Genomic DNA, 12,702 nt, shown 5'->3' with positions numbered 1-12,702 from the left:
GAAAGCCTGCATGACGGTCTTCCGCCTGAAGCAACTTGCCTCGACCTCGATCCACGCGGCCGGCGCCGCGTTGTGGAACTACGACCGCGCCGAGCTGATCGCCGACGGCGTCGTCCATCTCGTCGGCGTTGCTTTCGGGCTGGTGGCCGCCACCGCGCTGATCGTGCTGACCGCGGTCTATGCCGACCCGTTCGCCATCACCGTGGTCTCGGTCTATGTCGCCGGCCTGCTTGCGATGCTGGTGCTGTCGGCGACCTATAATCTTTGGCCGGTGTCGCGCGCCAAATGGGTGCTGCGGCGCTTCGATCATTCCGCGATCTATCTCTTGATCGCCGCGACCTATACGCCGTTCATCGTGGAACTGAAGGACAGCACTTTCGCGATCGCGCTCTTGGCCGGGGTGTGGTGCGTGGCGATCGTCGGGATCTGGCTGAAGCTGCGCTATCCGGACCGCTTCGACCGGCTCTCGGTCGGGCTTTATCTCGCGATGGGCTGGAGCGGCATCATGCTCTACGACGCTGTTGTGAAGGCGCTGCCGGCGATGGCGCTCGGCTTCGTGCTGGCCGGCGGCATCCTCTACAGCCTGGGTGTGATCTTCCACTCCTGGCGCCGGCTGCGCTTCCAGAACGCGATCTGGCACTGCTTCGTGCTGCTCGGGGCCGCCTGCCACTACACGGCGGTGTTCGACGTCGTGCTGGCGAGCTGAGCCGTCCGCCGGCGTTTACGCACAAGGCCGGATGGGCCTCTCGAAAAAATCATGCATCGGCAAAAGATGGGATATCATGATCCCTCTGTTGAGCATGAAACCGGCTTCACCCTTTCGGATCATGCGCTGAAATCAAGATATCGGGAGGATGGCCATGCAGGTGGCAGGTAAGGTTGTGGTGGTCACCGGCGGTGGCAATGGCATCGGCAAGGCGTTGTGCGAGGCATTCCACGCCGCGGGCGCATCCAAGGTCGTGGTCGTCGACCTCGATCACGGCGCGGCCGAGAAGGTCGCGGCCACGGTCGGCGGTGCCGCCTTCAAATGCGACGTCGGGCAGGAGAAGAACATCCTGCATGTGATCGACGAGACCGAGCGCATGTTCGGCCCGATCGCGCTGTTCTGCTCCAATGCCGGCATCGGCGGCGGCTTCGATCCCTTGTCGGTGAACGCCGGCGGCACCTCGGACGAGCCGTGGTCGCGGAGCTGGGCGATCCATGTGATGGCGCATGTCTACGCGGCGCGGCATCTGGTGCCGCGCATGAAGACGCGCGGCGGCGGCTACTTCCTCAACACCATCTCGGCCGCGGGCCTGCTGTCGCAGGTCGGCAGCCCGGCCTATTCGACCACCAAGCACGCCGCGGTCGGCTTTGCGGAAAACCTCGCGATCTCGCACCGCGCCGACAACATCAAGGTCTCGATCCTCTGCCCGCAGGGCGTCGACACCAACATGCTGCGCGCGATCCCGAAGGGCCCGCAATCCGGTGACGGCGATCTTTCCGCCGAGCAGGTTGCGCAGGATGCGCTGAGGGGCATCGAGCAGGAGACCTTCCTGATCCTGCCGCACCCGCAGGTGCTCGGCTACATGCGCAAGAAGACCGAGAACTACGATCGCTGGATCGGCGGCATGGCCAAGATCCAGGCCAAGATGCGGGAAGCGTACGGGAAGTGAGACCGGTAGCCCGGATGAAGCCAACGGGTCGCGCGAACGCGCGACCGATGACAGGCTCCGCGTAATCCGGGTCACTCCCTGGCGAGTTGCGCGATCCTGTCGCGCAGATAGGCGTCCATCAAATCGGGCGCCGAGGCGCCGAACATCCTGATGCGGCCGGTGTGCAATAGCAGCAGGAGGCCGGTCGCATGCGCGAAGCAGTCGACCATCACCGTGTTCGCCTTCTGCCTGGAGGCGCCGAGCGCTTCAGCGGCTTCGGCGATCGGATGCAGCGCCGCCTCCAGCGCAGCGTTCAGCGCGTGGTCCCGGTCATGGCCGAGCCCGGCCGGCTTCATGCCGCCGCGGAACAGGTAGAAGCCGAGATCGAGGTCGCGCGGGTTCTCGGCGTAATAGCGGAAGAAGCCCATGCCTGCGGCGTGCAGCCTCTGCTTGGCGCCGCGCGTCGTCGCGACTGCCGCACTGACGGCTTCGCCGAGCGAGGCCAGCGATTGCCGCAGCACCTCGGCATAGATCGCCTCCTTGGAATCGAAATGGAAATACAGCGCCGCCGGCGTGTAGCCGGCCCGCGTCGCGATCGCCCGCAGGCTCGCGCCCTCGAGGCCTTCCTCCGCAAACACGCTGCGCGCCGCGTCGAGGATCAGCTCCCGCTTGTGGCGGCTGACCGCTTCCTTCCTGCTCTCGCGCATCTGCATGGTCCGGCGAATCCGTTCTTGACTCAATTCTAACAGCGTTAGATAATTTAACAGTGTTAGAATAAATGAGCAAGGGAGAAGCGCCATGCTGATGACGGCAGCGGACTACCGGGAATCCCTGCGCCGCTACAAGCCGCGCGTGTTCGTCAACGGCGCGGCCGTTGCGAGCGTCGCGGACGAGCCGTTGCTGGCGCCCGGCGTGGCGGGCGTCGGCGTGACCTATGATTTCGCGCTACAGCCCGAGCACGTGCCGATCATGACCGCGCGGCAGGGCACCTCGGGCAAGACCGTCAACCGCATGCTCCACATCAATCAGAGCTCGCAGGACCTGCTCGACAAGCTCGAGGCGGTGCGGCTGGTGTGCAGGACGTCGGGCTGCGCGCAGCGCTACCTGAGCCATGATGCGCTGAACGGTCTCTATCAGGCGACCAGGCTGACCGACGATCGCCACGGCACCGATTACAGCCAGCGCTTCCTCAACTATCTGCACGAGGTGCAGGACCAGGATCTGACGCTCGGTGTCGCCATGACCGATGCCAAGGGCGACCGCTCCAAGCGCCCGGGCCTGCAGGCCAACGCGGACGTCTACGTCCATATCCGGGAGCGCCGGCCCGACGGCATCGTGATCCGCGGCACCAAGGCGATCGTGACCGGCGCGCCTTACATGCACGAATTCCTTGTCATGCCGTGCCGCACCCATGTGCCCGCCGACAAGGATTTTGCGGTCTGTTGCGCCGTGCCGGTCGATGCGCCCGGCGTCACCATCGTCGCGCGTCCGGCCGGCCGGCCCGGCGATGCCGCGGCGAAATTTTCCGCCAAGTACGGCCAGTCGGTCGGCGTCGTGATATTTGACGACGTGTTCGTGCCGCATGATCGCGTGTTCCTCGCCGGCGAGACCGAGGAGGGCGGCTTCCTCACCACGTCGTACGCCACGCACCACCGGCATTCCTGCATCGGCGCCCGTGCCGGCTTCGGCGATCTCTTGATCGGCGCTGGCGCGCTGATGATCGAGGCTAACGGGCTCGATGCCGAGAAGCACGCGCATATCCGCGAGGCGATGGTCGAACTCATCACCATCACCGAAAGCTTTTACGCCTGCGGCGTCGCCTCCTCGGTCTACTGCACGAAGGATCCGGCGGGCTCGGTGATGCCGGATGCGGTGTTCTCCAACATCGGCAAGCTGCTGCTGGCGACCAATATCTACGAGATGCACCGCGTCGCGCATTACGTCTCCGGCGGGCTGATCGTCGCGCTGCCGGGTCCCGACGAGGATCACAATCCGGAAACCCGCGCCTCGCTTGCCGCTGTCATGGGCGGACGTCCCGATATCCCGGCCGAGCAGCGCGCCGAGGTGGCGCGGCTGATCGAGGACCTCACCATCTCGCACGAGGCCGGCTGGTATTCGGTGATCTCGTTGCACGGCGGCGGCTCGCCGGAAGCGATGAAGCGCGAGATCTGGCGCAACTATCCGGTGATGGAGAAGGCCGAGCTGGTCGAGAATCTGCTCGGCCGCGGCCTTGTCGACCAGGGGCAGCGGGTGTCGAAGCAGCCCGGACGCTGCTGCGCCACCGGCTGCGAGGTGCCGGCGCCAGCGGGGGCGCTGGAGTAGCAACAAGCACTCTCGTAGGATGGGTAGGGCGAAGCGAAACCCATCAAATCGTATCCGCGGGCAGAACGATGGGTACTCTTCGCTCCACCATCCTACGGACCCTTGCTCATGCCTTCTGCGCGTAGAGCAGCGGCACCGCGGAATCCACCATCACCTCGATCAGGCTGGTGCCCTGATGCGTCAGGGCGCGCTGGTAGGCGCCGGCGAGCTCGGCTGACTTCGTCACGCGCACGGCGTCGCAGCCCATGCCTTCGGCGAGCTTGACGAAATCGATGCCGGGCAAATCGAGGCCCGGCACGTTGCGCACCTGCATCACTTGGCTGAACGAGCGCATCGCGCCATAGCCGGAATTGTTGAGCACGACGACCGTCAGCGGCAGCTTGCGCTGCGCGGATGTCCACAGCGCCTGGATCGAATACATCGCCGAGCCGTCGCCGATCAGGCAAACCGTGCGTCCCTGCCGTCGACCGAGCGCCATGCCGACCGCGGCCGGCAGGCTGTAGCCGAGGCCGCCGCTCGCCATGGTGTAGAAGCTGTCCTTGCCGAGCATCGGCATCGCCTTCTGCATCAGCGGGCGGTGCGACGGTATTTCCTCGACCAGCGCATCGTAGGGACCCATCGCGGCCGAGAGCGCATGCAGCGCATATTCGGCGGGGATCGGGTCGCCGGCGGCCGGCGCCGGCGGCAGGATGCGGCCGGCCGGCGCGGTGCGCCTGGTCTCGGGCAGCATCTCGAGCAGCGCCGTCAGCGCGGGCTTCATCGTCGCGACGATGCTGTGGCCGGTCGGCGTCATCGCGGCGGCATCCGGATCGTCGGTGATCTGGAAGATCGTGGTCGAGCCGTCGAAGATCGCGGCATGGCCCTCGACATGGAAGGTGAAGACCGGCGCGCCGACCACGACGACAAGATCGTGATCGCGCAGTGCGTCGGAGAGCTGCCCAGGCGCGGCATGCAGGAAGCCGGCGAACTGCGGATGCCGCTCGGGGAACGAGCAGCGTGCCGAGAACGGGCTGGCCCAGACCGCGGCCTTCGACTTTTCGGCGACGTCAACCATGAGGTCGACCGCCTCGGCGCGATCGACGGCCGGGCCGACGACGAGGGCAGGGCGCTTGGCCTCGCCGAGCGCGGCCACCAGCGCCTGCATCGCCGACGGATCGGGGCCGACCTCGCGGCTGACCTGGCGCGCCTCGAGCGGCTGCGTCGCATGCGCCCAGTCGTCGATCGGCACCGAGACGAAGGTCGGCCCGCAGGGCGGCTGCATCGCGACATAATAGGCGCGCGCGATCGCGGCGGGTACGTCCTCGGCGCGCGCCGGCTCGACCGCGAATTTCACGTAAGGCCGCGGGAATTCTGAGGCCCGCTCGGCATAGAGGAAGGCCTGAAGTGGCATGATCGAGCGCGCCTGCTGGCCCGCGGTGATCACCAGCGGGGTCTGGTTGCGATAGGCGTTGTAGATGTTGCCGAGCGCGTTGCCGACGCCGGCCGCTGAATGCAGATTGACGAACCCGGCATTGCGCGTCGCCAGCGCGTAGCCGTCGGCCATGCCGACGACGGAAGCTTCCTGCAGGCCGAGCACGTAGTCGATGTCGTCCGGCCAGTCGCTCAGGAACGGCAGCTCGGTCGAGCCGGGATTGCCGAACACCTTGTTGATGCCCCATGCGCGCAGCAGGCCGAAGGTGGCGTCCTTGACGGTGACGGTCTTGCCTTTGCTGGCGGCGGGTTTGCGCGACGACATCGGGCGGCTCCCATTGCTGTCTCGTTATGTTCCGTCATTGCGGGCGGCAAAAGCGGAAAGGCAATCCACCTGTCGATGGATTGCCTGCCGATGTCAAGCCGCCGCACCCATAGTTGCCGCGGCAACGGCTGCAAATTGCGGCTAGTTGGCGTTTTGCAGCGCCGCCGTCTGCTTGGCGAACTGCTTGTCGAAATCCTGCTCCAAGCCCGCCACATAGGTGGCGTTTTCGCCCGGCTTGACGAACGGGTTCGGCGCGCCGTCCTTCATCTGCGTCCGCTTCGCCTGCATGCCGTAGACCTCCGGATGCGGCCCGAGCAGCACGTCGACCTTCATCGCCTTGACCTTGGTGAAGGTCGAGCGGTAGTCGTCGACGATGCCGGGATAGGTCGGGCGGCCGACCAGCCGGTTCAGCGCCACGGTTCCGCTGCAGAAGAACAGCACGTGGCGGTCCTGGTTGCCGTCCTTCACCGTCATCTCCCAGCTGGTGCAGCCGGGCGAATGGCCTGGCGTCGCGTGCGCGGTGAGCGTGACGTCGCCGAGCGTCACCTTGTCGCCTTCCTTGACGGTGCGGTCGACTTTCACCGGCGTAAAGGCGAGATCCGCGTTGTTCTCGTCGCCCGGATAGTAGCCGCCTCGAGCAGCGGTTTGTCGCGCTCGCCGGCGATCAGTTGCGCGCCGGTCTCCTTCTTGATCTCGGCAAAGCCGCCGGTGTGGTCGAGATGGGCGTGGGTGTTGAGGATGATCCTGATGTCGCCCTCCTTGAAGCCGAGCTTGGCGATGTTGTCCTTGATCATGCCGGTCGACTGCTGCATCGCCGTGTCCATCAGGATCAACCCCTGCGACGTCTTGATGACGTAGACCGCGATCCCGTCCGTGCCCACATAGTAGATATTGTCGATGAGCTGGAACGGTTCGAACGGCGCGGTCCATTTCTTCATGACAACAGCCATGAAATCCTTGAGCGTCTGTGCCTGCGCACCGGTTGCGATCAGCGTGAGCGCGCACAGCGCGGCTGCGATCGTCCTCATGGTTGCCTCTCTGTTTGTTGTTGTTCGTGCACGGGCGGCACTATGCGTGCTGGCAACGCCGGCCGCAAGCTGCGGACGGCAAGCCGCCGGGCAGGCGGCTGTCCGTCCGGCGCATTCCTGTTCTGCGTTCAACTCGCGTATTGCGCGATGCCGTGGCCGAACGACCAGTTCTCCTTGGCGACCTCGACGAGGTTGATGACGACGTCGTCCGGCCGGCCCTGCAGCTGGCTCTGATAGTCGTCCACGATCCGCCTGTAGAACGCCTTCTTCATCTCGACGGTGCGCCCGGCATTCATTGTGATCTGGATGAAGATGAGATCGTCGCTGTAGGTATTGCCGAGATAGTTGTCGGCATAGTTCAGATCAGCACGGTCGTGCTCGGTGATGACCTGAAACTTGTCGTTCTCCGGCACGTTGATCACGTCGCGCATCGCCTTGTAGACGATCTCGCCCAGTGTCTTGCGATATTCGGCGGACTTGCCGCGCTTCAGGTCGATGCGAACGAATGGCATGGTGGTCTCCTGTGTTGTGCGAGGCTCGGCCCCGCGTGATCGGGATGTGCGACGGTGCGAACGGGCATTGTCCGCTTGCGCCGGCGGGGTCGTTGCGTTCAGCGGGCCGCCTTGAAGGCCTCCCAGCGCGCATCGCGTTCTCTCTGATATTTGGGCGTTCGTTCCGCCACCATGTCCGCCCAATGCAGCGGCTTGCCGCAGGACTGGCAGACCGGACCGAGCCCCGCCGGCTTGCCGCAGACGAGGTGCGTATAGTTCATGGAAAGACCGTCCCTCGGTGATTTGCACCAGGTTTCGCCCCAGGCGCGCAGCGCGAACATGACGGGGAAGAACGCCGCGCCCTTCTCGGTCAGATGATATTCGTGGCGCAGCGGACGCTTGTTGTAGACGTGCCGCGTCACCAGTCCGTCCGCCTCCAGCTTCTTCAGCCGCGCGGTGAGCATCTGCGGGGTCGCGCCGGTATAGGCCTGAATCTCTTCGAAGCGATGGTTGCGCGCGAACAGCTCGCGCAGCACCAGCACGGTCCAGCGATCGCCCACCACGGTCTCCGCGCGCGCCACCGGGCACAGCGTTTGGTCAGCAGGATTGCCCTTTGGCCTTGTCATCACGTTTTCTTCATCCGGCATTGTTACTATGATTTTCATAGCAATATGGGCTATCGTCAATTTGGGTGCAACGGGCGTTTCCGGCCCGGTCCCTCACATTTCAAGGAGCCCGCCATGAGTACCGAAAGCAGGAAACCGGTTATCGACATGAAGCTCGAAGTCGTGGTGATTCCCGTGTCCGATGTCGACCGGGCCAAGCGCTTCTACGAAAATCTGGGTTGGCGGCTCGACGCCGATTTCGTCAGGGCGGACGGATCCCGGGCACTGCAACTGACGCCGCCCGGCTCGCCGACCTCGATCCATCTCGACAAGGGACCCGCGCTGCCGCGCTTCCTGATCGTGAATGACATCGAGGCGGCGCGAGCCGACCTGATCGCGCGCGGCGTCGATGTCAGCGAGGTGTTCCATCGCGGGGCGGCGGGCCGCATCAAGGGACCCGATCCGGAGCGGCCGAGCTACGGTTCGCTGGCGACGTTCAGCGATCCCGACGGCAATGTCTGGCTGCTGCAGCAGGTCACGCAGCGTCTGCCCGGACGCGTCGACGGAAACAGCACGACTTTCGCTTCATCCGCTGATCTTGCCGCGGCGCTCCGGCGCGCGGCAGCCGCGCATGGCGAGCACGAGAAGCGAACCGGCGGCCACGATGCGAACTGGCCGGACTGGTACGCCGAGTACATCGTGCGCGAGCAGGCCGGCAAATCGTTGCCGGAGTGACGGAGAGCTTCATTGACGCAATTCCATCCTGACCACCGCCGGGGCGATCGCGGCTCGGCCGACAGCCTCCCATCCCAGGGGAACGTCCAATGACAACGCCATCGAACACATCAGTTGCAATCGCAATAAACCAATCGAACCAGGAAGCCATCGACCAGGACAGACGCAGGCTGCTCACCGGCGCGGCGTTGGGTCTCGCCGCCGCTGGTGCAGCAAGCCTGTTCCCCATGCATCCGGCCGTGGCGGCCGAGAGTGATGCGATCCGCCCGTTCCACATCAGCATCCCCGAAGAGGATCTTGTCGACCTTCGCAAGCGTCTTGCGGCAACCCGATGGTCCGACAAGGAAACCGTCAACGATGACTCCCAGGGCGTTCCGCAGGCGATGCTGCGCGATCTCGTCCGCTACTGGCAGACCGACTATGACTGGCGGAAGGTGGAGGCGCGGCTCAATGCGCTGCCGCAATTCATCACCGAAATCGACGGTGTGGACATCCACTTTATTCACGTCCGCTCGAAACACGACAATGCGCTGCCGCTGATCGTCACGCATGGTTGGCCGGGTTCGGTCATCGAGCAGATGAAGATCATCGATCCCCTGACCAATCCCACGGCACTTGGCGGTAGCGCGTCGGACGCGTTCCATCTCGTGATCCCTTCGATGCCAGGCTACGGCTTCTCCGGCAAACCGACCACGGTCGGCTGGGATCCCCAGCGCATCGCACGGGCCTGGGTCCAGTTGATGAAGCGGCTCGGTTACAGCAAGTTCGTGGCGCAGGGCGGCGACTGGGGTTCGCCGGTCTCCAATGAAATGGCCAAGCTGGGTGCGCCGGAACTGCTCGGCATCCACGTCAATCTGCCCGGTGTCGTTCCGCCCGAGGTCTTCAAGGCGGTCTCCTCAGGCGGTCCAGTGCCCGACGATCTGTCGGCGGAGGAGCAGCACGCCTACGACCAGATCAAGCTTCAATTCGCGAAACGGCGGGCCTACGCGCAGATCATGGGCACGCGCCCGCAGACGCTTGCGGCCTTTGCAGATTCGCCGGCCGGCCTCGCCGCCTGGCTGCTCGATCACGGCGACGGCTATGCCCAGCCGGCCTCCGCGATGCAATCAGCCGTACTCGGGCGCGAGGTCAACGGCCATTCCGCCGGCGCACTGACCCGCGACGACGTGCTCGACAACATCACGCTCTACTGGCTGACCAACACGGCGATCTCTTCGGGCCGCCTATACTGGGAGAACAAGACCAACCTCTATCTGCCCGCCAATGTCACGATCCCAGCCGCCGTGACCGCGTTTCCCGGCGAGAGCTTTGTGGCACCGCGGAGCTGGGCGGAAAAGGCCTATCACAAGCTGATCTACTTCCATCGGGCTGAAGCCGGCGGCCACTTCGCCGCATGGGAGCAGCCCGATATCTTCAGCAGGGAAATTCGCGACGCGTTTCGGCCGCTCCGCAGCTGATCTAAACATTCACAAGAACCGAAAGGAGCATTCGTCACGTCGAAACCTTTACTGATCGCCGCCGACGAGGTGGCGCCGGAGAAGCGCGATCACGCGCTGTCGCTGCTGTAAGCGCATGGCGCCGGTGGTTCAGGGATGAACCGGGCGCACTGAATTTTGAGATCCTGGTGCCGCGCGAGGATGCCGCCAAGCTCTTGATCTAGTCTAGGAGGTCTATCAGGATGACACGGCGTTCGAGGCGCACCGCAATGTGCGATCGATCGCGCGGTTCCGCGAGGAGAGCGCAGGGCTCGGCATCAAGATATCAGCGACGCGGTGCACGCCTGCCGCCTAGGGAGCTGCCGCGAGCGGCGTCACGCCTTGAGGCTGGCGCCGCGCTCGGACAAAACCTTCTCGGCCTTCGGCGTCAGCTCGTAGAGGTCGCCGTCCTTGGCGACGTATCCCTCCCTTATCAGCCGGTCGACCTCGCCTTGCACGTCGTCGGCGAAGGCAATGGATTGGGCGATGTCGCAGAGAACCGCGACCTGTTCGTCTCTAAGCATGGCGTCCTCCGTCAGGGCGGGGAACGCGCGACCCGGGTTTCGGTTCCAATGGACGGAATGAAACGCCCGGCCTTCACCGGGTGAGCCGCGGCGCCGGGGGGTGCTTCTCACCGATGCCGGCATCGAACACCGGCACGTAGCCACTGCCGTCTCGACGAATATGGGCACAGCGCGGGCCGCGGAAGTGGGCCGGTATGACGAGACGGCCGCTGTCGGCGGCTTCTGCCAGGATCTTCGCGCGCGTCTCGCCGGCGAGCTGCGGGTCGGCACAGGATGATGTCGACAGACCGGGCTGGAAGATCTGCACCGGATTGTGCACGGCATCGCCGCAAAAGATCGCGCGATGTTGTGCGTAGTCTGCCATCAGCCCCATCTGGCCGCTGGTGTGGCCCGGCAGTGGGACCAGCCGCAGGCCCGGTCCCAACTGATGGCCATCGTCGACCAGATCGACACGGCCAGCCTCGACGATCGGTATGACGCTCTGCTCGAGGGCGCGGGCGTGAATCGGCGGCGCACGTCCGGCATCATGCTGCGTCATCCAGTCGGCAAGCTCGCGGCGGCCGAACAGATACCGCGCGTTGGGAAAGGTCGGCTGCCAGCGGCCGTTGTCCTGGTTCGTATTCCAGCCGACGTGATCGACATGCAGATGGGTGCAGAATACGACGTCGATGCCGGCCGGGTCGACGCCGCATGCGCGCAACCGATCGAGGAAGCCGCTGCCGCGCCGCCGATGCCAGGCCGAAATCTCGGGGATGTCCTTGTGCTCGCCGATGCAAGCGTCGATCAGCAGCGTTCGGCCGCCGGTTCGCACCACAAAACTCTGGATCGCATGTTTCGCGACGCCCCGGGCGAGGTCGATAAACACCGGCTCAAGCGTGGCGCGATGCGCCTCGATCAAGCGGCGATCGTAGCCGGGTAGGAATTCGGCGAGCGGAAGGCCGAAATCGTCGTCGTCGACGATGACGTCGACGGTCGCATCGCCGATCGCAAATCGCATGACCGCGCCTTCCCGGAGAACCGTGCCATCCTGCCGCGCGGTCACTATGCAGGTTGGCGCCATCGATCGCAAGTTGCGTCGCTGGCGAGCGGCTATCAGACCATGCCGCGCAGCAGGTCGATCAGGCGGCCGCACTCATCGTCGGTGCCGACCGTGATGCGCAGAAAGTCCTCGATTCGCGGCTTCTGGAAATGCCGCACCAAAACGCCGCGCTCGCGCAACCTCGCGGCGAGATCGGCGCCGTGATGGCTGGGATGGCGGGCGAACACGAAATTCGCCTGCGACGGCAGCACCGCGAAGCCCAGCTCAATGAGGCTGCGGACCAGCGCCGCTCTGCTCCGGATGATGCGTTGCCGCGTCTCCTCGAACCACACGTCGTCCTCGATCGAGGCGACCGCGCCCGCGATCGCGAGGCAGTCCAGCGGATAGGAGTTGAAGCTGTCCTTGACCCGCTCCAGCGCCTCGATCAGCGGGCGCTGGCCGATGGCGAAGCCGACGCGCAATCCCGCCAGCGCGCGCGATTTGGAGAGCGTCTGGATGACGAGCAGATTGTCGTGGCGCGCGACCAGCGGCACGGCGCTCTCGGCACCGAAATCGACATAGGCCTCGTCGACCACCACCAGCCGGTCGGGATGCTCGGCGAGCAGCGCCTCGATCGCGGCGCGCGGCAGCGCGGTACCGGTCGGTGCGTTGGGGTTGCACAGCAAGATGGCGCTGCCGGGCCGCCGGTAGTCGGCAAGGTTCAGGCGCATCGCGGCGTCGAGCGGCACCGTCTCGTAGCTGACGCCATAGAGGCGGCAGTAGACCGGGTAGAAGCTGTAGGTGATGTCGGGAAACAGCAGCGGCGCATCGTGCTTCAGCAGCGCCGGGAACCCGTGGGCCAGCACCTCGTCCGACCCGTTGCCGACGAACACCTCGTCCACCGTGACGCCGTAGCGCCTCGCGATCGCCTCGCGCAGCGCGGTCGCGCGCGGATCCGGGTAGAGCCGCAGGCGATCCGTCGTCGCTGTGATCGCCGCCACCGCGCGCGGCGACGGCGGGTAAGGATTCTCGTTGGTATTGAGCTTGATGAGGCCGTCGATCTTCGGCTGCTCGCCGGGCACGTAAGGCGACAGGTTGTGGACGACCGAACTCCAGAAGCGACTCATGATCTGCG

12 protein-coding genes and 1 pseudogene are annotated in these 12,702 nt (G+C 65.3%); 5 read left to right on the top strand and 8 right to left on the bottom strand.

The window, feature by feature from the left end; all coding sequences use genetic code 11:
• Positions 1–10: 10 nt before the first annotated feature.
• Positions 11–706 carry a PAQR family membrane homeostasis protein TrhA gene (gene trhA, locus E2I15_RS22660; RefSeq protein WP_137477956.1) on the top strand — a complete coding sequence of 232 codons (696 nt, stop codon included), beginning with the start codon at positions 11–13 and terminating at the stop codon, positions 704–706.
• Positions 707–860: 154 nt separating this feature from the next.
• Positions 861–1,655: an SDR family oxidoreductase gene (locus tag E2I15_RS22655; protein WP_137477955.1), complete on the top strand. Its 795-nt coding sequence runs from the start codon at positions 861–863 to the stop codon at positions 1,653–1,655.
• Between the two features lie 71 nt (positions 1,656–1,726).
• Here E2I15_RS22655 and E2I15_RS22650 read toward each other — a convergent pair whose 3' ends face one another.
• A complete protein-coding gene (locus tag E2I15_RS22650; RefSeq protein ID WP_246667983.1) occupies positions 1,727–2,341 on the bottom strand; it encodes a TetR family transcriptional regulator in 615 nt (204 codons plus the stop codon).
• A 91-nt stretch (positions 2,342–2,432) separates the two neighbouring features.
• Between E2I15_RS22650 and E2I15_RS22645 the strand changes: the two genes are divergently transcribed.
• Positions 2,433–3,956: a 4-hydroxyphenylacetate 3-hydroxylase family protein gene (locus E2I15_RS22645; RefSeq protein ID WP_137477953.1), complete on the top strand. Its 1,524-nt coding sequence runs from the start codon at positions 2,433–2,435 to the stop codon at positions 3,954–3,956.
• A 106-nt stretch (positions 3,957–4,062) separates the two neighbouring features.
• On the opposite strand, the gene mdlC is transcribed toward E2I15_RS22645, so the two are convergent.
• The 4 genes and pseudogenes from mdlC to E2I15_RS22625 all read right to left on the bottom strand — a co-directional run bounded on the left by mdlC (position 4,063) and on the right by E2I15_RS22625 (position 7,836).
• Positions 4,063–5,691, bottom strand: a complete 1,629-nt coding sequence (mdlC, locus tag E2I15_RS22640) for a benzoylformate decarboxylase (RefSeq protein ID WP_137477952.1) — start codon at positions 5,689–5,691, stop codon at positions 4,063–4,065.
• A gap of 141 nt (positions 5,692–5,832) precedes the next feature.
• Positions 5,833–6,719, bottom strand: a pseudogene (gene blaBJP, locus E2I15_RS22635) (BJP family subclass B3 metallo-beta-lactamase).
• A gap of 128 nt (positions 6,720–6,847) precedes the next feature.
• Positions 6,848–7,231, bottom strand: a complete 384-nt coding sequence (locus tag E2I15_RS22630) for a tautomerase family protein (protein ID WP_137477951.1) — start codon at positions 7,229–7,231, stop codon at positions 6,848–6,850.
• A 98-nt stretch (positions 7,232–7,329) separates the two neighbouring features.
• The gene (locus tag E2I15_RS22625) at positions 7,330–7,836 is read right to left on the bottom strand and encodes a winged helix-turn-helix transcriptional regulator (protein WP_137477950.1); all 507 of its coding nucleotides are present in this window, start codon (positions 7,834–7,836) and stop codon (positions 7,330–7,332) included.
• 114 nt (positions 7,837–7,950) lie between these two features.
• On the opposite strand from E2I15_RS22625, the gene E2I15_RS22620 reads away from it, so the two are divergent.
• Positions 7,951–8,550: a VOC family protein gene (locus tag E2I15_RS22620; protein ID WP_137477949.1), complete on the top strand. Its 600-nt coding sequence runs from the start codon at positions 7,951–7,953 to the stop codon at positions 8,548–8,550.
• A gap of 89 nt (positions 8,551–8,639) precedes the next feature.
• A complete protein-coding gene (locus E2I15_RS22615; protein WP_137477948.1) occupies positions 8,640–10,007 on the top strand; it encodes an epoxide hydrolase family protein in 1,368 nt (455 codons plus the stop codon).
• A gap of 353 nt (positions 10,008–10,360) precedes the next feature.
• Here E2I15_RS22615 and E2I15_RS22610 read toward each other — a convergent pair whose 3' ends face one another.
• The 3 genes from E2I15_RS22610 to hisC form a co-directional block, all read right to left on the bottom strand.
• Complete coding sequence (locus tag E2I15_RS22610; RefSeq protein WP_028334959.1) at positions 10,361–10,549, bottom strand: Rossmann-fold NAD(P)-binding domain-containing protein; 189 nt, start codon at positions 10,547–10,549, stop codon at positions 10,361–10,363.
• Positions 10,550–10,622: 73 nt separating this feature from the next.
• Positions 10,623–11,546 carry an MBL fold metallo-hydrolase gene (locus tag E2I15_RS22605; RefSeq protein ID WP_137477947.1) on the bottom strand — a complete coding sequence of 308 codons (924 nt, stop codon included), beginning with the start codon at positions 11,544–11,546 and terminating at the stop codon, positions 10,623–10,625.
• A 95-nt stretch (positions 11,547–11,641) separates the two neighbouring features.
• A complete protein-coding gene (hisC, locus tag E2I15_RS22600) occupies positions 11,642–12,694 on the bottom strand; it encodes a histidinol-phosphate transaminase (protein ID WP_137477946.1) in 1,053 nt (350 codons plus the stop codon).
• Positions 12,695–12,702 lie beyond the last annotated feature (8 nt).

This window comes from Bradyrhizobium sp. BR2003, from assembly GCF_009720285.1.
GTDB lineage: Bacteria > Pseudomonadota > Alphaproteobacteria > Rhizobiales > Xanthobacteraceae > Bradyrhizobium > Bradyrhizobium elkanii.
This window is presented reverse-complemented; position numbering and strand designations above follow the sequence as displayed.

What these genes read in the sequence shown, in the direction of transcription:
- trhA (WP_137477956.1), top strand. Translation starts at nt 11, where the DNA reads ATGACGGTCTTCCGCCTGAAGCAACTTGCCTCGACCTCGATCCACGCG.
- E2I15_RS22655 (WP_137477955.1), top strand. Translation starts at nt 861, where the DNA reads ATGCAGGTGGCAGGTAAGGTTGTGGTGGTCACCGGCGGTGGCAATGGC.
- E2I15_RS22650 (WP_246667983.1), bottom strand. Translation starts at nt 2,341, where the DNA reads ATGCGCGAGAGCAGGAAGGAAGCGGTCAGCCGCCACAAGCGGGAGCTG.
- E2I15_RS22645 (WP_137477953.1), top strand. Translation starts at nt 2,433, where the DNA reads ATGCTGATGACGGCAGCGGACTACCGGGAATCCCTGCGCCGCTACAAG.
- mdlC (WP_137477952.1), bottom strand. Translation starts at nt 5,691, where the DNA reads ATGTCGTCGCGCAAACCCGCCGCCAGCAAAGGCAAGACCGTCACCGTC.
- E2I15_RS22630 (WP_137477951.1), bottom strand. Translation starts at nt 7,231, where the DNA reads ATGCCATTCGTTCGCATCGACCTGAAGCGCGGCAAGTCCGCCGAATAT.
- E2I15_RS22625 (WP_137477950.1), bottom strand. Translation starts at nt 7,836, where the DNA reads ATGACAAGGCCAAAGGGCAATCCTGCTGACCAAACGCTGTGCCCGGTG.
- E2I15_RS22620 (WP_137477949.1), top strand. Translation starts at nt 7,951, where the DNA reads ATGAGTACCGAAAGCAGGAAACCGGTTATCGACATGAAGCTCGAAGTC.
- E2I15_RS22615 (WP_137477948.1), top strand. Translation starts at nt 8,640, where the DNA reads ATGACAACGCCATCGAACACATCAGTTGCAATCGCAATAAACCAATCG.
- E2I15_RS22610 (WP_028334959.1), bottom strand. Translation starts at nt 10,549, where the DNA reads ATGCTTAGAGACGAACAGGTCGCGGTTCTCTGCGACATCGCCCAATCC.
- E2I15_RS22605 (WP_137477947.1), bottom strand. Translation starts at nt 11,546, where the DNA reads ATGCGATTTGCGATCGGCGATGCGACCGTCGACGTCATCGTCGACGAC.
- hisC (WP_137477946.1), bottom strand. Translation starts at nt 12,694, where the DNA reads ATGAGTCGCTTCTGGAGTTCGGTCGTCCACAACCTGTCGCCTTACGTG.